Here is a 17857-nt window from a genome sequence, read left to right as displayed (position 1 = left end):
TAGTTTATACATTCTCACAAACCTATTTATATAACAACTCCCCTCTAATTAATTAGAGGGGAGTTATTTAATTATTTATATCAGAATTACTTCTTCAATTCTTCTAAAAACTCGTCGTGAGAGATTTCAGTTGCTTTTTTAGTTGCTTTTTCAAGGATAACGTCTTTCAACTTAGCCATTGCTACTTCAGAAGAAATTTGTCTTACCTGCTCTTGGTCTTTCAACATTTCAGCAGCATATTTTTGAATTTCTTCGTCACCTAAATGGTGAATTCCGTAGATTGCCAGTTGATTTTTTACCAACTGCTCAGCCTGAGCCAAAACATCACCGTACTCTAATTGGATGTTGTTTTCAGACATCAATTTACCTTCGATGATTTGGTATTTTAATTGATTTTTTTCAGCTTCAAGAATAGATTGAGCTTGCTCTTCATTCTGGATGTTCTGGTTAGAGAATACCAACCACTTCGTCAAGAATGACTCAGGAAGTTTTACTTCTTCTTTTTCAGAAACCTGCTCCAACACTTTGTTTACGAAGTGTACGTCTGCATTCTGCTGGAAATACTCATCCAACTCAGCTTTTACTTTATCTTTAAGCTCTTCTTCAGTTGTGATGTTTCCTTCACCGTAAACTTTATCAAATAATTCTTGATTAAGTTCTGCCAAGTTTAAGCTATAGAAATCTTTTACTTTAACTTCTACTTCAGCGTGGTGTAAATGCTCAACTTCTTCTGGAGCGAAACCTAATTCTTTAGCCAAATCTTCGTCAGCAGCAAGAGTTTCTTTAGACACTTTTACAGACTCGTCCATCTTCAAACCTTTAAGCAATTTGAAAGCTGCTTTGTTTTCAGCAGTAATGGTAGCCATTTTTGGTGCATGATTGTGCTCACCTTCAGCATCATCTTCTACAACCTGAGTAACCTCGAAGTTGATGTAAGAATCTTTAGTGATTTTGTCTTGCGGAACCTGCTCAGCAAAACGCTTCTGCATATTTTCTATGCTCTTGTTGATTTCTTTTTCTGAAGCCGAAACTTTGTAGTGTGGTGCTTCATATTTAGCCAAGTCGATTGTAAAATCAGGCTCATATCCTACTTCAAAAGCTACTTCCAACTTCTCTGCATTATGATTAAAATCATTCACAGGCTGTGGAACCGGCTGACCAACTAATCTTAGTTTGTTTTCGTTGATATAGTTATTTAAAGCATCAGAAACTTGTTTGTTGATTTCTTCGAATGCAATTCCTGCTTCATATTGCTTTCTAACCATACTCAAAGGCACTTTTCCTTTTCTGAAACCAGGAACTTGTGCATTTTTAGCATAATTAATCAATTGCTTTTCTACTTTTTCTTTGTAGTCAGATTTCTCCAATGTTACTGTAAGCAATGCACTTACATCATCATGGTTTTTTGCGGTAACCTTCATTATTGATTAAAATTTTAGGTTGCAAAAATATGAATTTTTTATTAAAACAAGACATTCCTTTTGTTATAATACGTTAAAATAAAAAGACATTACCGAAATAATGTCTTTTTGTAATATTAAAATTTGTCTGAACTAACTTTTAGTGTGCGTCAACCGTAATATCAACATCTGTTTCACCGCCAGTCGTTTGCCCCAACTGATTGGTTGCAGAAGGGTAATTCTGGTTAACCGTTGCAGGACCATGAATCAATTTGATATTCATTTTTCCTGTTGGTTGGGTAGAATTGATTTTCCATTCTGTTCTTAAGCCTAATTTTTGACCGTCCGTTCTTACAATGTCATTTGCCGCTCTCAAAATAGTAATATCTGCATTTGCTGGACCATAAGTAATGAAATGATGATCTTTTTCTTCCTCAATTTCATCTGAAGAATGATAATGATCATCGTGCTTAATCTGAAAGTCTAATTCTGCTAAATAAGTACTTCCTACAGTTAGGTGCAAGTGCCCCACTGCTTCACCAGCAATAACACTTACCGTCTGTACATCTGCTGCGTCTGCTTTATTTGTCAATGTTAAAACCACTTTTCCAATCTCATCGTGCTCATGTACATCTTCAGGAACACTGTCATCATCTGATCGACAAGAAAATACTAAAAATGCAGCTAAAAGAACGAGTGTAATATTGATAAATTTTTTCATTTTAATTTTAAATTTTAAGTTGTAAATAATTAGAAATTGTATTTAAGAGTCACGACGAAGTTCCTTCCGGGCTCGTACATATAATATCTGAGTCTGTTCAGATATTCGCGATACTCTACGTTAAATACGTTATTGATTCTGAAATTTAGATTCAGATTTTTAAATAAGTCTGCTCCCACAGAAACATTAAATAAGGTAAACGCGGCTGGTGTAGAACTAAAATCAACGGTTTCGTTTCTTTCCACTCCGTCTTTAATAAATGTAACCGGCAAATTTCTTATCGGAAAACGATTTTGTTTAAATGTATTTTCGTTTTCAATCGTTATATAGAAATTTTTAGGCTGATTAAGATTAAGCTCTATTGAATTTCTCAATTTTGCAGGCATCATTAAAATCAGTGGCTCATTATTCGAAAGATCGTCACCTCTCAAGATACTGAATCCTGATTTCCATTTTAGATTATCTAAAATTGATAACTCTGCATCTGCATCAATCCCATAAATTCTCGCTTTAATCTGTTGATAAGACCAAACCGGGAAAACCCCTCTGTTGGTATTTAAAACACTTGTCGGAATCTGATTTACAAAATTATCAGACATCATCAGATAAGGATTTGCCTCGATGTGAAGACCTTTCAACACATCAAACTGTCCCGCCAATGAAAGATTAATATTGTAAACTGTTTCTTTTTGAATGTTTAGATTCCCTTCTTCCATCACAGCTGCCGAATGATGTAAACCATCTGAAAACAGTTCTGCTGCATTCGGGCTTCTATCTGCTCTGGATACATTGAGCTTAAACTCAAAATTTTGAGTTGGTTTATAATCTAATCCTACATTTGCTGAAAAATTATGATAATCTAAAATTGGACGTGTTAAAATTCTGCTTCCCGATTCACTCACAAAAAATTGTGGAAAAAGGTCAGCATAGTTAGTATTCCATTTATCAGAATCATAATATTTATAAGCATCATATCTGCTGAAATCATATCTTACTGCAGCTTCAGCATTTAATTTTGAACTAAAACGGTATTTAAAAACAGAAAAAGCACCGCCATCATATCGATAATAATCAGGAATTAAACGTCTAGCTTTGGTTGCAGGATCAGGAAAATTATCCTGAAAAGCAGCAGAAATTCCACTTTCCAAACTCCAGTTTGTACGCTCAATTAAATGAACCAGGCTTGCAGAATGAGTAATTAATCGTAAATCCATTGAAGGTACATCACTCAATTCTCCCCTTCTGATATCATATTCTTGTCTTCTATTTAATTGAAAACTATATTGAAAAGTAAATTTACCAAAATCAGCAAAACGTTTATACGCTGAAAGTTTTGCGATATGATGCTCTACTTTCTGCTTCGGATTTTCGATATTGCGTGTAAACTGATCAAGATAAAATGGTTGTCCGAAATTCACCGCATTATAAAAATCTTCAGGGCTCGACAAATGTGCACCTTTGTAAATCCCGAATTCCTGATTGATTCCACTGTATGAAACATCAAAACCCTGTAAAAAGCTATGTTTTCCAAATGCGAAGTTGAAAGAATTAAATTCCTGACCCGTATTCTGTAATGTATGATGTGGAACATATTGGTCGCCCGTTTTCCTATAACTTCCACCGGTTTTTACAAACCATTGGTTTTCCCAGGTTTTAGCGACGTTCATGGCAATTTCACCTCCTCTTCCATTGGAAATACCAGAAAGTTTCAGACTTCCCATAATGGTATCTTTCTTTGGTAAAATTGCAGGTTCTAAAACGACCACTCCACCAACGCCTTCATTTCCATACTTCAATGCGGATGCACCTTTAATGACATCAATGTGTTCAAAATCATTGACATCAACATTCGGAGCGTGCTCTACTCCCCATTCCTGCTCAGCCATTTTCACTCCATTATTCAGAATAGAAATTCGGCTTCCATATAAACCACGAATGACCGGTTTTGAAATATTATTCCCCGTTTTCAATGCCGTAACTCCTGAAATTCTTGATAACAAATTCCCCAGATTTTCTGTAGAATTTCTTTCGATTTCCGTTTTATCAAGTGTTCGCATAATCACAGAACCTTTTGTTTTGTGGCTTCCATGAATGGTTACGGTTTCGATATCACCGGTATGATGCTCTAAAGTAATTGCTAAATGCAAATCTTTGTTGACTCCCACATTTTCAGTATAATCATCGCACAAAGAATGTTTAGCAATGAGCTGATAATTTCCTGCAGGAATATTTTTAAATGAAAACTCACCTTTTTTATTGGTATTGGCTGTAAAATTTCCAATTTTCACCACTGCATTTTCAAGCATGGTTTTATCATGAAAATCCTGAACAGTTCCTTCTACCGCATAAGTTTTCTGTGCGTTTGTAAATGCAAATCCGGAAAGGATAAGCAATAAACTATATATCAATTTCATTGTAAATAGATTGATTGCGTATACTTTAAGTTAATTATCCCTTTGGAGGTTTAACTTAAAACATACTTTCGTTAAAATTTAAATTGGATTTTTTATATTTAAAACGATAAACCGTTCCGCTTAATTTTAAATCATTAAGATTTTGTTTTAAGCAGTTTAGAATAATTAAGTTTAGCTACGCTTTTTAAGAAGCACCTAAAATGCATATGCTTTTTGTTAATGAAACTCAACTCCTAAATTTACCTTCATGGTTAAAAACAGAGCTAGTTTAATTAAAATACACCATGCATTTAAAATTATTCAAATTTTGAAAAATTTAAAGCAAAAAAATCCGAAAAAGAATCTATTGATTATGAAATTGCGGGCGGGCCCCGAAGTTGAAAAGAAAATTTAGTTTGTGACCAGATTTTTTCCTGTACAGCAAAAACCTGCTCTACCTCATGGGTATGCTTAATCACCATAAAACTAAATTCGTCTGGTACGAGCGTGTTTGCTGTTGCTAAAAAGTGACAAGCCAGACAGTCGCCTGCTTTTTCTTTAGCCTCAGTTTTAGAAATAGAGTTTTCTATTTTTTTAAGGTTAAAATGCTTAAAATCTGTAGACTCATGACTGTGAAAGCTTGAAGAAAAGAGCGCAAAGAAGTAAATCCCAAGCATCAGCTTTGAGATAAAATTCTTTAATTGTCGACTTTCCTTAAAAATCATTGGGCAAAATTATAAAAAATAAATGAAAGCGTTTTGTTTAAATGTTAATTTTTGTGTTAGAATAGAAATTTTTAAAAGATAACCTTCTTATAAAATGCATTATTTGGCGACAATTTTATTTTCTACACAGATAAGTATCAAACCATACTTCACAAAAAAAGATGAACCAAAGCTCATCTTTCATTGTTTATATTAAAAAAAAAATTAATCTAACTGAGCTCCCAAATGTTCCCATTCCTGCAGAGCAAGGTCGAGCTCTTCTTTGGTTTTATTGTATTTTTCTAATGTTTCTTCAGAAGGGTTTTCTTTGGTGAACGTAGCTTCAAAAGTTTCGATTGCTGTTTCCAGTTCAGAAATTTTTTCTTCTACTTTTTTTAATTTATTCTGAATACTTTTCTGTTCTTTACTTACAATTATTGATTGGCTAACAGCAGGTTTTTCTTCAACTTTTTTAACCTCAACTTTAGGCTCATCACTGTGAAGTTTAGCTTTTTCAGCAGAAATTTCTCTGATTGATTCTTTTTGTCTGAAATCAAGATATTCGTTGATGTCGCCTAAGAATTCTTTCATTTTACCATCACGGAATTCGTAGATTTTATCACTTAACCCTTGTAAAAATTCTCTATCGTGAGAAATTACAATTAGTGTACCTTCAAACCTCTGTAAAGCCAATTTGATAATCTCTTTAGACTGAATATCTAAGTGATTGGTAGGCTCATCCATAATCAAAACATTGAACGGACGTAAAAGCAATTTACATAGCGCTAAACGGTTTCTTTCTCCTCCTGAAAGCACTTTTGTCTTTTTATTTACGGCTTCACCCTGGAAAAGGAAAGATCCTAACAAATCACGTACTCTCGGTCTCGTTTCTTCAGTTGCAGCATCTTCGGCTTCTTCCTGCACGGTTTTATTTGGCGTTAGAACTTCCTCCTGATTTTGAGCAAAATATCCGATATTAACATTGTGTCCTAAATTCCAGTTTCCTGAAAATTCTTTGATATCACCGGCAAGAATTTTGGCTAACGTCGTTTTCCCTTGTCCGTTTTGTCCTAAAAGTGAAATTCTGTCACCTCTCTGAACGATAAAATCTACATCATCAAAAATCTGTTTATTTCCGTAGGCTTTACCTAATTTTTCGGCTTCAAAAATAACTTTTCCGGGAACTACAGACTGTACAAAACGGATATTGAATTTTGAAACATCGTCGTTATCCACTTCAATACGCTCAATTTTATCTAATTTTTTAATCAAAGACTGTGCAAAAGAAGCTTTTGTTGCACTCGCACGGAACTTGTTGATGTTATCTTCCATCTGCTTGATTTCCGCATCCTGATTCTTTTTAGCCTGAATCAGTTTTTCACGACGGTCTTCGCGCATGATTAAATATTTAGTATAATTGGCTTTATAATCGTCTACTTTTCTGTTGTTTACATCAAAAGTACGGTTACAAACGGCAGTCATAAACTGTTTATCGTGACTTACGAGAAGAATTCCTCCAGGATAATCTTTCAAGAAGTTTTCAAGCCAAATGATAGATTCCATATCCAAGTGATTGGTAGGCTCATCGAGAAGCATTAAATCATTTTTCTGAAGTAATAGTTTTGCCAGTTCGATTCTCATTCTCCAACCTCCAGAAAATTCGTCGGTAATTTTTTGGAAATCATCTGCTTTAAAACCTAATCCAAATAATACTTTTTCGATATCACCTTCTAAGTTATATGCATCATGATGCATCAAAAGATCATTCAGATCAGTCATTCTATTAATCAAATCGGTATAAGAATCACTTTCGTAATCGGTTCTTACGGTCAATTGATGATTAATTTCTTCTAATTCTTCTTTCCAAGCATTAATCTGCTCAAAAGCCTGCATTGTTTCGTTCCAAACGGTTCTACCTTTCACAAAATCAAGATCTTGTTTTAGAAAACCTATGGTAATACTTCCTTCAGGAACTACATTTCCTTCATAGAAAGTAATTTCGCCGGAAAGCATCTTAAGAAGCGTAGATTTCCCCGCTCCATTTTTACCAACCAACCCAATTTTATCATCCTTTTTGATGGTGAAATTTACGTTTTGAAATAAATAATTACCTGAATGATGTAATCCTAAACCTTGAACAGAAAGCATTTGAAATGAATATTAAAAGTGAATAATGAATATGAATCTTTTTCGGGTGCAAAAATACGGAAAAGAAATGAATCTTCTCAAAAGAATAATTATTGGATAATTTTTAATAACGGATTATGATTCACTATTTCTGTTTGGGAAAATTAGTGGAAAATTTTCAAGGAATTATAAATATGCTGGAAAAAACTTCTATTTTTGAATTATCGAAAGAACATCAAGCTTTTTTAATCATAAAAAGATGTTCCCACAAATATGAATGAGGCTGAGAGTTGTCTGCAAGGAACAAATATCGTTATTCGAATGCGCAGGTTTTGCCATCAAAACAAATTACTAAGCACAACAAGTTCACTTAAAGAAATTTTATCTTTACCATGAAACAAAAGGACTTTTAAAAAAGAAAAATTTAATAACTGGAAAATTAAAGATTTATAATGATTGAAGATTTATTAGGAACATCAACTGTCAAGAGAAGAAAAGCGGCTATAGAAATACGAAAGAAATGCCTTTTTGAGTATAAATCGGTTTTGTTAGATGCTTTAAAATTGGAGTACTTGAAAAAGCATAATGAAACAGAGATGGAACTCATCAGGGCAATTGGGGAATTGGGTGATAACAAGGACGCAAAAGTATATATCAAAGAAAACTATATAGATAAAGGATTCTTTTTACGAACTGCTGTAATGGCTTATTGTAGGCTTGAAAGAGAAAACAATAATGATGTTACTGTAATTTTAGATTTAATAATGCAAAATATATATTCTATGTCTGAAGGAGCTCTAGAAGTTTTAGGGTATGATAAAATGACCCCATCGATTACGGAACAAGAGCAAATTATTGATCTTTGTAAAGATTTTGGCAAAAATAGGGAGAAGGGACTAACAGATCCTCGTTATGGACTTGCAGCCGCATGTGCCGGATGGAACGCCAAAAATGTCAAGCCTTTTTTGGAAGAATGTATGCACTCAAACGATGAGCCACTAAAGTATGTGGCAGAGAATTCTCTAAAAGGAAAATATGTAAAATTAAGGTGATATATTTAGAGCCTGTTTAAGTTTTATTAATTTAAATTCTGTATGATTAGTTTTTGATTTTTTTAAATCATTTTTTATATAGTTCTCGCAGATTTCACAGATTTAGCAGATTAAAAACAGAGGAATCAATCTGCTTAATCAGCAAAATCTGCGAGATAAATTATTTTCATTTAAATTTAAACATTCTCTAAGAAAAGATTCTATAGTGCTTAACCCAAAAAAGCATCTATTGTTCTACATTAAAAAGAGACTCCTCTATAAACTCTACACCTGTAATATTATTACTTTCTAATGCATTTTTCACTTTTTCTGAAACATAAAAAGACATATCAAAATGACCGATTCTAAAAACATCATGCTCCCAGATATTAAAGTCGGGTAAAAAATGATAACCATTTCGAGGTACTACTCTATTGAATATATCTTCAATACAAAAATCATCATAAGCCCTTACTACAGTATCTCTGCTTGGATCTATTTTTTCATCAAGTTCAGTTATATTACCCAGGATATCTTCAATTAAAATAAAATCACTTTTTTGATAATCAAAATCATAGGTTAAATCACTATTGAAAAACATAAACTTATAATCCTTTAAATCTCGGTCAATGATGTCAACAAATTGAATTTTAAATAAATTGAAATTTTTTAAAATATCATAAAATTTATTCCGTATTGGAAAACCATGTAGCATTGTTGTACCTACTTTTAATACATCTGCCATCTCGGTACCTTCATCCATATCCAATCTAATACTATCAATATTGTTAAATGGATATTCAGTATATAAATTTCTTTCTAATAACTCTCGAGGAGGTAAGTCAGTAACTGCTTGAAAACCATTCTCTGAACTCACATAAAATCTGTATATCTTCATTCTTTAAAATATGTGTTAAAATTACGACGATAGTATCAATTTTATTTCAGAAAAATAATAAAAAGAAATGAATGACAAGGAAATAAAAAAAAGAGCGGTCTCAAATGACAGCTCCCTGCTAAATTTTTAAAAACATTTGCCTAGAATTTATTTAAGAAATTCAGCCGGTTTTATTATTCATTCCCAAGATTTACAAAGCACTTCTCAATGAACATAACAAAATAACGTCATAAAAAAATAAATTCATTCCGTAAAAACACGTAAATAAAAAAATCCGTATTTATACGGACTTCGCATTTTTAAGCTGGAGAATAAATATTGTTTACAATGGCATAAATTACAATTCCCACCGTATTTTTAGCGCCTATTTTTTCGATGGCTCTTTGTCGATGGCTTTCTACCGTTCTTGGGCTGATAAAAAGTTTTTCTGCAATTTCATTATTGGTGCATTCCTGGCAGATTAGCTTCACAACGTCTTTTTCTCTCTCAGACAGATCATCATCCATACTAAAGAGTGATTTTTTCTTGGAACTATTATTCATATAAGAAAGAAGCATCTCATGATCTTCATTGGTAAAGAAAATACCGTTTTCAGATACTTTAAATATAGCTTCTATAAACAGTTTTTTATCTGAATTTTTCGGAAGAAATGCAGCAACTCCCAATTTAACCATATACCCTAAAACCGATGTTTTGTAATGGGATGAAAGAATAATAATTTTTAAATCTGGATATTTATCTTTTAAAATTTCTACCAATTCAAAACCATTCATTGGGTGCATCTGAACGTCAACCAGAGCAATATCTGGGAAGTCTTTTTCTGTACATTTCTCAAGATTCTCAAGAAAAACGTTTCCCGCATTGGCCATCATGGTTACCGAAAAGTTTTTTTCTTTTGACAACAGCATTTTTACTCCTTCAAGTATTAACTGCTCGTCATCAACCAAGGCAATTTTTATTTGCTCACTCATTGTTTTTTCTGAATTTTAAATATTAATCGACTTCCTTTATTTATAATACTTTTCCATTTGAATTGGGCATCCATCGACTGTAGTCTTGATTCTATATTCTTGATTCCCATCCCTTTTTTAACCTTTTCATAATCAAATCCTTGCCCATTATCAAAGATAATAATTCCTGTAAAATCATTAAAATCTTTGATGACGATGTCTATTTTATCGGCATTTGAATGCTTAATCACATTGGTGGTAAACTCCTGTATAATCCTGTAAATCTGAACTTCTGTAAAGAGATCTTTTTGTATATATTTTGAAGAAACAAAAAGTGAAATATTGATTCTTGCCGACAAATTGGTAATAAGTTCTTCGATATACAAAATCAAACCTAATTTTTCTAAGTTGACAGGATAAAGTGAATGTGAGATATTTCTTGTACTGTCAATTAATTCTGAGATCTGACCTGAAATTACATTAGAAGTAGATTCATCTTCAATATCAAGGTTATTAAGCCATAAAGAAAGGATGTTTAATCTGTTACCAATATCATCATGCACGGATATAGCAATTCTTTTACGCTCTTCTTCCTGTACCTTGGTACTTTCTAAAATCAGCTTTTTTTGATGCTGAATTTCTGCTAAACTCTGCACTTCTTTTTCTTTTATAATACGGTCTACAAAAGTTTTGTACGCCACCAATATAAAAAACACGATAATTGCAAGCGTTACAATTATCAGAATAAGCAGATTGATATTTAAGGTTACTTCTTTAATTTTAAAAAGGTATATAAGATTGAACAATAAAGAAAAGTTGACAAAACATTATTGACGCCCATTATTAAGTAAACACTTTCTGTAGACAGATTAACGAATTGTGATAAGACTACAAAAATAAGAACAGAAACTGAATAATAAAAAAAGATACTTGCATCTACCAAAATAAATCGATCAATATTTTTCCCGTTTTTAATTTGCTGAATCAAAAATACGGCAACAAGACATATAATAATCAGATTGGAAACTATTTTCGCCAAATCATAATTAAAACTAATCTTTAAGCCATAAATCACAAACAAAAACCCAATCGACAAAAGTGCCGAAAAAATTAAGAATAGTTTATTTAGATTCAGCTTTCTTATAAAAATCCCCGTTAAAAGTAAAAATTCACCTGCGATAAAGAAATGATATAAAAAAGAGGTATCTTTTAATTCTAATAGATAAGGCAATACAAAACTGCACAATTCTATTAAAAACAGAAAAACAATATAATATGTATATTGCTTTTCTATTTTATTAAGAATGGTATATTTCCAAAATATCAGGAAAATGAGGACTGAAAGCAGCCCATAATTTATAAATAAAAATGTTTTGTAAAATTCTACCATTTTTAGTAATTAATCATCTGTCCCAAGATCTGGTATTTTACAGATTGGAGGACATGGCTTTGCATAGTCATAAGTATTTGAGATGGTTTGTGCACTTCCGTTACCTAAATAGTTATGAAAAGAAATAAAGATTAATGCAGGTAATTGTTTTTGATAAATTTCTGAATATTTCAATCCAAAAGAACAAACAAAACTAAGCCCTTCATCTGCATGACAAATTTTATCTGAAGGCACATAAAACTTATTAAAAATACCTCTCCCTTTATCTTGTTTGTATTGGGCATAAAACCAGTCTTGCCCGTTACTCTGCCATGATTCGATAGAATCTACCGCTTTATCCTGCTCCATTACAGGTTGGCTGGTAATGGGAAAAAACATATCAGCATCATTATCAATTTTGCGCATATCTTTTGATAGCAATGCATTTTTAACAATTGTATACGTTTGAATTTCGGTTAATTTCAAGTCACGGTCTAAAGCTTCAAAAGAAGAATAAGGAGCTTCACCAACTTCAACTTTAGTCCCTTTTTCGTTTAATGGGCATAAAATTATTGACAATTGATCTTTAACAACTCCTATTTCTACACAAAATTCTTTGTTAGAGTTATTTTTCTTAAGCCATTGCACTTGCTCAGGTGATAAATTGAATACGTAATTGGGAGGAAAAAGCTCTGCAACTCGTTGAATGTCTTGCTTTGCCATAATCCAGCCTTCTACGGCCATGGAATATTCTTCTCTGTTTAAATTATTCATAAAAATAGTTTTTAATTCGGTGCATAAAATTATTGATAATCCATAAACTACACAAACATCCCATGAATAAATAATAATTATTTAATAATTTCTCACAGTCACATGAAAACAGCTCTGTTGCTTTTCTTTAATATAATAAATTTGCCCTGCATCGGCATAATATTTCAACACCTTTTCTAAAGCAGCCTCCATTTTTGGATTATTCTTTAAAACACCATTAAATCTTACATAAGAAATATCAAAAGAATTACCGTAATTGTGTGAACTGATTCCTAAACTCGCATTAGAATTTACCTTTCTCAATCGGCATTGATCCTCTAACGTTCTTGTAATTGATGAAACAGTAAAAGTATGACCTTTGGTTTCTTTACTAAACCTCGCGCCCATTTTTTCTAAAGTCGATTTCCCTTTAGAAACCATCCAGGCTCTGCTGTAATCTAATTTTTGAACCTTATAGCCTTTTCCAGACTTTTTGATGGAATGAAATTTTCCGCTGTTGATATATTTTTGAACGGTACTTGTTGTTTTCAGAATTTTTACATTAAAACTTTTCGAAGCATCCAAATGTGATTTATAAAGTGGCGTTGCTTCCACTTTTAAAACTTCTGCAAGATCATAGCAAGGCAATGCTTTTTTAGATTGTTGCCCACAAAAACTATGATAAACAAATAAAGTGATTATAAAAAGATATTTCCTCATTAAATACCATTTAAACTGTAAAACGAATAAATATTGATTTTCTTACGTTCAAAGGTATTAATTTAAAGCAAAAACATAATAATTTACTTTTAAAAACTTTTACTTAAAAACAGTTAATTATAATAATTATTTTTAAAAATAAAACCACAATTATAGTAAAATAAATATTAAAAATAAATAAATGTTGAATTATTAATTTTTGTAAATTAGCTTTCTAATTAAAAAATACAATAAGAGATGATTTCAAAAACCTCAAAATTCGTAGCCGAAATGTTCGGCACTATGGTCTTAGTTTTAATTGGCTGTGGAAGCGCCGTAATTGCAGGCGCAGACGGAACTACAGGAGTAGGACTTTTAGGAATTTCTTTCGCATTTGGTCTGAGTGTAGTTGCAATGGCTTACGCTATTGGTCACATTTCAGGATGCCATATCAATCCTGCGATTTCTATTGCCATGGTTGCAGCAGGAAGAATGAAGATGGACGAAGCCGTTCGCTACGTTATTGCACAGATTATCGGAGCCATTATCGGAGCCGGCATTCTTTATCTAATTTTCACCAACCATCCGGGCGCAGAAATAAAACCATGGGCTTTGGGATCTAACGGCTGGGGAACAGGATACCTCGATCAATACAATACTGTTGCCGCGTTTGTGGCTGAATTCATTTTCACCTTCATCTTTTTGATGGTTATTTTGGGATCAACTTCTACAAAAAACATCAATGGTGGTTTTGCAGGCTTAGCAATTGGCTTCTCTCTGGTTTTAATTCATATTGTTGGCATTAAAATAACCGGAGTTTCAGTAAACCCAGCAAGAAGTATTGGCCCTGCAATTTTTGCAGGCGGCGAAGCTCTTTCTCAGCTATGGCTATTTATTACAGCTCCTATTTTAGGTGGAATTTTTGCAGCATTGACGTACAATCTGTTGATAGAAAAACCCGAAGTAAAATAATTAATGCTTTATATAAAAATGAATTCCTGTCTTTTTAGGCAGGAATTTTTATTTTGTTTTCTTTATTTCAAAAGGATTTTTAAAGATGAGTTCTTCATGTTTTCCTTTCACTTCCATTTTTTTATACAGAAGATTAAGTGCCATTTTTCTTATGAACAAATCTTTATCTGCCAATTTCCAATAAGAATCTTCGTGTACTTTTTTAGGCTTTCTTATTAAATAAAATTCTGTTTCCCAAGAATCTACATTGTGATAAAACTCAATAATCCCGCAATGTTCAGGAATTTCAGAATGCTCAATCATTCCCATCGGTAACAAAAAACTGAAAGAATTACAGATATAATCACCACAGCAAATTTTATCGTGTTTCAGAAACTTCTCACCTGTTGAAGTATTAACATAAGATTTTTTAAAATCACTTTTAAAATCACTTTTAGAAAGTTTAATTTCTATTTCATGACTGAAACCTTCAGAATCTATAATTAAAATATCAGCTTCCCAATCTGCTTGAAAATGGTTAGTCAGCACAATTTCTTTCTCAAAATCACATTGAGAATGAATGTATGCATGAATAAGTTCTTCTATTTTTAACATTAGTATTTTTAAGAAACGACTTATTAAACTCTAAAATTCTCCCATTCTAAAACTCTCCAAACCAATCAACTCACCAACAAGCTACATCCTCGAATATCAGAATGATCAATCCTTCCTAAAACCTGGAATTTATCTCCAACAATCTTCCCTAAATCCTGAGTAGCAATAAATGAACATGAATGAATATTTGCTAAATCAATAATATTAATCGCTCCGGTTTTACCTTCTTTTTCATAACTGAAAGGATCTTCTACATTTCTTATTAAAATCCGCATCCAATTTGGAGATTTATACTCGTTTTGTCCTAAAGAATATGCCTGCGAAAGTAATTCGGTCATTGAATATTCTGAATAAATTTTATCGGTTTTAAAACCTGACTGTAAAATCTTCAATAATTCATCTTTTGTCATTTCCTCTTTTCTGCCTTTCATTCCGCCTGTTTCTATGACAGTCAGAGAGTCAGAGAATTGGAGGGTTTGAGAGTTTGCGTTGAAGAAATCCAGAAAATCTAAAAGCGCAAAAGAAACTCCAAAGAGAATAACTTTTTTATCTTTCAACTCATTTAAAAGTTTAAATAAATCTTCATGATTGTAAAGAAAATATCCATTTTCAGGTCTTCCAGACTTTTTCATCAAATAATCGACCATGTAGATTAAAGATGAATTTTGTTTTTCAAGATAACTCGGTAGCAATCCTAAGAAAATAAAGTCTTCAGGCTTTCCTATAAACTGCTCAAAACTTTTGTAAATACTTTCTTGATAAATATTCTCATCAGCAATGAAATGTTTAGACAAATTCATCTGCGTTGTTCCTGAGCTCTGAAAAAACAAATCGGTTGAAATATTTTTATTTAAAATCTGATGATTTTTAAACATTTCGATAGGCAAAAACGGAATATTATCTAAACTACAAACTTCTTTCGGATCTATTTTCAGATAATCAACAAATTTTCTATACACTTCGATGTTGTCATATTGATAACGAAATGTCTTGAGTGATGCAGCCAAAAAGTCATCTTCTGTCTTTATGTCGAATATATTTTCCAATGATATAAATATTTTAAAACTTGTTATTAGCTCAAAACGAAGCATTTATTATAACAAATATAACTTTTAATTATTTTTTAATATTAAAATTAAAAATTTGGTCAAGTTTTTGTAACTTCATTCTCGGAATATGGATTAGTAATAAAGATTGTAAAATCTTTTTACAAGAATTACCTCATTTATGGGGTAATTTTTTTTATTCCTTTTTCTCAAAAGTTTTCAATTCAAAATCGTGTTCGAAAACTCCGTATGTAAAATAGGAAATCCAGTCTCCCAGATTGATGTATTTAGAATTTTTCCCTAAATCTAAAACCATCGGCAAATGTCGATGACCATAAATAAAGTAGTCTATTTTTTCGGTTTCCAACTTCTTTTTAGAATAGATAATTAAAAACTCTTTGTCTTCTCCCAAAAATGCCTTGTCTTCATCTCCCGAAATCATTTTATTTTTCTGAGACATGTACAAAGCGATTTTCATGGCAATATCGGGATGCAACCATTTGAAAAACCATTGTGCAATAGGATTTGTAAAGACTTTTTTCATTCTTTTATATCCTTTGTCTCCAGGACCTAATCCGTCACCATGCGCTAAAAGAAACTGCTTTCCGGCGATTTCAAAATATTGTTTCTTGTAAAAAACAGTGCAGCCAATCTCTTCTTCCAGATAATCTTTCATCCACAAATCGTGGTTTCCTACAAAAAAATAAACCTGAACGCCATGATCTTTCAATTCGGCAATTTTTCCGAGAACACGCACGTAGCCTTTCGGAATCACATGATTCCATTCATGCCAAAAATCAAACAAATCGCCCATCAAAAATAAAACCTGAGCATCTTCTTTGATTTCATTCATCCATCGGATAAATTTTTCTTCACGTATTTTGCTCTCTTTAGGATTTGGAGCACCAAAATGCTGATCTGAAGCAAAGTATACTTTTTTCCCTGGCTCTAAATTAATGGTTGTTTTAAGCACCTTTTGTATTTTAATTTTCAGTAAAAATATTAATTATCTTCTGCGAACCATTCTCCGTAAGAGTTTTCGGTTTCGTGAAGTTTAAGATAGGCTAAAGAAATTCCTTCAGGAAGTTTTGATTTTACTTTTGCGGCAATGGCGTACAACATATTTTCACAAGTTGGCTGAAAAGTACAGTAAATCACTTTATGACCCTGATTTTCTAAACTTTCACCCAATTCTCTATGTGGAGAAACTCCATTAATCAAAACAGAATGATCCCAAACATCAACAATTTCAGACTTTACAATATCTTTAATATCGCCAAAGTCTACCACCATTCCATTTTTAGGATTTTCAAGATCATTAACAGGTTTTCCTTTTACCGTAACGAAAAGTTTATAAGAATGCCCGTGCATATTTTTACATTTCCCGTCATAGTTATATAAAACATGGGCCGTTTCGAATGTAAAAATTTTTGTAATACGTATCATAGGACAAAGATAGGGAAATTCATTTTGCAAAAGAAAACCCTAACTTAGACTTTAACTAGAAATGCTATTAAAACTATAATAAGTATTGGTACAACAATGATTGCAATTGGTAAAAGAAGATTGATAATTGCTTTTCCTATCGAAATTTTCTGCACTTCAGAAAGCCCAATTACCATAAAAACCAAAGTTGCAAGTGATAATAGATTTTCTATGACGAATGAAATCCAGAAAATAACGTTTATGAGTACACTTTTTTCTAAATATCCTGCAAAATCTGTAAAATAATCAACACCGTAAACTGCGATCTGCAAAAACAGAAAAAACAAACCTAAAATTGAAGGAATCACTGCATAAGCCATCATTCTAAAAATTGAAGATGTATCTCCAACGCCATTCAGCCATTTTCCCGACCAACTTAAAAGTGCTGCATAAATGTAATAAGAAATCCATCCCAAAGCGCCGCCAAGAATAACGCATCCGAAAACAATTAAAAACAATGATGAATGATCACCCATATTTTTAGAGCTGGAGCGCTGAAAAGCACTCGCTACACCCGCAAGAAACATAAGTAAGTACAAATATTTATCGTATCGGGTATCATTGATAAATCTAAAAATCCTTCTTGGCTCTGTCCAGATTTTTGTAAAAATATCCTGATCAGAAAGTGCTTCGTATTTTTCAAACTCTGCAAATTGATCTTCTGTGTTTTTCGTTTCCATGTAGTTTTTTTTGAACCACGAAAATAAATATTTTT

18 protein-coding genes are annotated in these 17857 nt (G+C 32.3%); 2 read left to right on the top strand and 16 right to left on the bottom strand.

The annotated features are described in order from the left end of the window. Positions 1 to 86: 86 nt before the first annotated feature. The 5 genes from LO744_RS04980 to LO744_RS04960 form a co-directional block, all read right to left on the bottom strand. A complete protein-coding gene (locus LO744_RS04980; RefSeq protein WP_230667486.1) occupies positions 87 to 1421 on the bottom strand; it encodes a trigger factor in 1335 nt (444 codons plus the stop codon). Positions 1422 to 1560: 139 nt separating this feature from the next. Then, entirely contained in the window at positions 1561 to 2121 is a 561-nt protein-coding gene (locus LO744_RS04975) for a hypothetical protein (RefSeq protein ID WP_230667484.1), read from the bottom strand. A 29-nt stretch (positions 2122 to 2150) separates the two neighbouring features. Next, on the bottom strand, positions 2151 to 4535 hold the full coding sequence (locus tag LO744_RS04970; protein ID WP_230667483.1) for a TonB-dependent receptor: 2385 nt from the start codon (positions 4533 to 4535) through the stop codon (positions 2151 to 2153). Between the two features lie 350 nt (positions 4536 to 4885). After that, the gene (locus LO744_RS04965) at positions 4886 to 5239 is read right to left on the bottom strand and encodes a hypothetical protein (RefSeq protein WP_230667482.1); all 354 of its coding nucleotides are present in this window, start codon (positions 5237 to 5239) and stop codon (positions 4886 to 4888) included. A gap of 204 nt (positions 5240 to 5443) precedes the next feature. Further along, positions 5444 to 7366 carry an ABC-F family ATP-binding cassette domain-containing protein gene (locus LO744_RS04960; RefSeq protein WP_230667481.1) on the bottom strand — a complete coding sequence of 641 codons (1923 nt, stop codon included), beginning with the start codon at positions 7364 to 7366 and terminating at the stop codon, positions 5444 to 5446. A gap of 431 nt (positions 7367 to 7797) precedes the next feature. On the opposite strand from LO744_RS04960, the gene LO744_RS04955 reads away from it, so the two are divergent. Beyond that, the gene (locus LO744_RS04955; protein WP_230667479.1) at positions 7798 to 8397 is read left to right on the top strand and encodes a hypothetical protein; all 600 of its coding nucleotides are present in this window, start codon (positions 7798 to 7800) and stop codon (positions 8395 to 8397) included. A gap of 226 nt (positions 8398 to 8623) precedes the next feature. Here the strand turns inward: LO744_RS04955 and LO744_RS04950 are convergent, their stop codons facing one another. The 6 genes from LO744_RS04950 to LO744_RS04925 all read right to left on the bottom strand — a co-directional run bounded on the left by LO744_RS04950 (position 8624) and on the right by LO744_RS04925 (position 13066). Beyond that, positions 8624 to 9274, bottom strand: a complete 651-nt coding sequence (locus tag LO744_RS04950; protein WP_230667477.1) for a hypothetical protein — start codon at positions 9272 to 9274, stop codon at positions 8624 to 8626. 299 nt (positions 9275 to 9573) lie between these two features. Continuing rightward, on the bottom strand, positions 9574 to 10245 hold the full coding sequence (locus LO744_RS04945; RefSeq protein WP_230667475.1) for a response regulator transcription factor: 672 nt from the start codon (positions 10243 to 10245) through the stop codon (positions 9574 to 9576). Continuing rightward, on the bottom strand, positions 10242 to 11030 hold the full coding sequence (locus tag LO744_RS04940) for a sensor histidine kinase (protein ID WP_230667473.1): 789 nt from the start codon (positions 11028 to 11030) through the stop codon (positions 10242 to 10244). Before LO744_RS04940 ends, LO744_RS04945 begins: the two co-directional genes overlap by 4 nt. Further along, complete coding sequence (locus LO744_RS04935; protein ID WP_230667471.1) at positions 10991 to 11614, bottom strand: hypothetical protein; 624 nt, start codon at positions 11612 to 11614, stop codon at positions 10991 to 10993. Before LO744_RS04935 ends, LO744_RS04940 begins: the two co-directional genes overlap by 40 nt. Positions 11615 to 11623: 9 nt before the next feature. Then, entirely contained in the window at positions 11624 to 12367 is a 744-nt protein-coding gene (locus tag LO744_RS04930) for a hypothetical protein (RefSeq protein WP_230667470.1), read from the bottom strand. A gap of 81 nt (positions 12368 to 12448) precedes the next feature. Continuing rightward, a complete protein-coding gene (locus LO744_RS04925; protein ID WP_230667468.1) occupies positions 12449 to 13066 on the bottom strand; it encodes a DUF5715 family protein in 618 nt (205 codons plus the stop codon). Positions 13067 to 13303: 237 nt separating this feature from the next. Between LO744_RS04925 and aqpZ the strand changes: the two genes are divergently transcribed. Then, a complete protein-coding gene (gene aqpZ, locus LO744_RS04920; RefSeq protein ID WP_230667466.1) occupies positions 13304 to 14017 on the top strand; it encodes an aquaporin Z in 714 nt (237 codons plus the stop codon). Between the two features lie 48 nt (positions 14018 to 14065). Here the strand turns inward: aqpZ and LO744_RS04915 are convergent, their stop codons facing one another. From LO744_RS04915 to LO744_RS04895, 5 genes are all read right to left on the bottom strand, one after another. Next, positions 14066 to 14611, bottom strand: a complete 546-nt coding sequence (locus tag LO744_RS04915; RefSeq protein WP_230667463.1) for a hypothetical protein — start codon at positions 14609 to 14611, stop codon at positions 14066 to 14068. A gap of 65 nt (positions 14612 to 14676) precedes the next feature. Then, entirely contained in the window at positions 14677 to 15657 is a 981-nt protein-coding gene (locus LO744_RS04910) for a LuxE/PaaK family acyltransferase (protein WP_230667461.1), read from the bottom strand. 196 nt (positions 15658 to 15853) lie between these two features. Then, a complete protein-coding gene (locus LO744_RS04905) occupies positions 15854 to 16630 on the bottom strand; it encodes a UDP-2,3-diacylglucosamine diphosphatase (RefSeq protein ID WP_230667459.1) in 777 nt (258 codons plus the stop codon). 29 nt (positions 16631 to 16659) lie between these two features. After that, the gene (locus tag LO744_RS04900) at positions 16660 to 17103 is read right to left on the bottom strand and encodes a 6-pyruvoyl trahydropterin synthase family protein (protein WP_230667457.1); all 444 of its coding nucleotides are present in this window, start codon (positions 17101 to 17103) and stop codon (positions 16660 to 16662) included. A 44-nt stretch (positions 17104 to 17147) separates the two neighbouring features. Further along, positions 17148 to 17822, bottom strand: coding sequence for a Yip1 family protein (locus LO744_RS04895; protein ID WP_230667456.1), 675 nt, complete (start codon positions 17820 to 17822; stop codon positions 17148 to 17150). Positions 17823 to 17857 lie beyond the last annotated feature (35 nt).

The organism is Chryseobacterium turcicum (assembly GCF_021010565.1).
Taxonomy (GTDB): Bacteria; Bacteroidota; Bacteroidia; order Flavobacteriales; family Weeksellaceae; genus Chryseobacterium; species Chryseobacterium turcicum.
Note: the sequence above shows the minus strand (reverse complement) of the source record. Positions and strands in the feature narration are given on the sequence as shown.

Bases quoted from the DNA above. Each gene is read 5' to 3' on its own strand.
- LO744_RS04945 (WP_230667475.1), bottom strand. From the start codon at position 10,245: ATGAGTGAGCAAATAAAAATTGCCTTGGTTGATGACGAGCAGTTAATA.
- LO744_RS04960 (WP_230667481.1), bottom strand. From the start codon at position 7,366: ATGCTTTCTGTTCAAGGTTTAGGATTACATCATTCAGGTAATTATTTA.
- LO744_RS04935 (WP_230667471.1), bottom strand. From the start codon at position 11,614: ATGGTAGAATTTTACAAAACATTTTTATTTATAAATTATGGGCTGCTT.
- LO744_RS04955 (WP_230667479.1), top strand. From the start codon at position 7,798: ATGATTGAAGATTTATTAGGAACATCAACTGTCAAGAGAAGAAAAGCG.
- LO744_RS04965 (WP_230667482.1), bottom strand. From the start codon at position 5,239: ATGATTTTTAAGGAAAGTCGACAATTAAAGAATTTTATCTCAAAGCTG.
- LO744_RS04895 (WP_230667456.1), bottom strand. From the start codon at position 17,822: ATGGAAACGAAAAACACAGAAGATCAATTTGCAGAGTTTGAAAAATAC.
- LO744_RS04970 (WP_230667483.1), bottom strand. From the start codon at position 4,535: ATGAAATTGATATATAGTTTATTGCTTATCCTTTCCGGATTTGCATTT.
- LO744_RS04900 (WP_230667457.1), bottom strand. From the start codon at position 17,103: ATGATACGTATTACAAAAATTTTTACATTCGAAACGGCCCATGTTTTA.
- LO744_RS04975 (WP_230667484.1), bottom strand. From the start codon at position 2,121: ATGAAAAAATTTATCAATATTACACTCGTTCTTTTAGCTGCATTTTTA.
- LO744_RS04950 (WP_230667477.1), bottom strand. From the start codon at position 9,274: ATGAAGATATACAGATTTTATGTGAGTTCAGAGAATGGTTTTCAAGCA.
- LO744_RS04915 (WP_230667463.1), bottom strand. From the start codon at position 14,611: ATGTTAAAAATAGAAGAACTTATTCATGCATACATTCATTCTCAATGT.
- LO744_RS04930 (WP_230667470.1), bottom strand. From the start codon at position 12,367: ATGAATAATTTAAACAGAGAAGAATATTCCATGGCCGTAGAAGGCTGG.
- LO744_RS04925 (WP_230667468.1), bottom strand. From the start codon at position 13,066: ATGAGGAAATATCTTTTTATAATCACTTTATTTGTTTATCATAGTTTT.
- LO744_RS04980 (WP_230667486.1), bottom strand. From the start codon at position 1,421: ATGAAGGTTACCGCAAAAAACCATGATGATGTAAGTGCATTGCTTACA.
- aqpZ (WP_230667466.1), top strand. From the start codon at position 13,304: ATGATTTCAAAAACCTCAAAATTCGTAGCCGAAATGTTCGGCACTATG.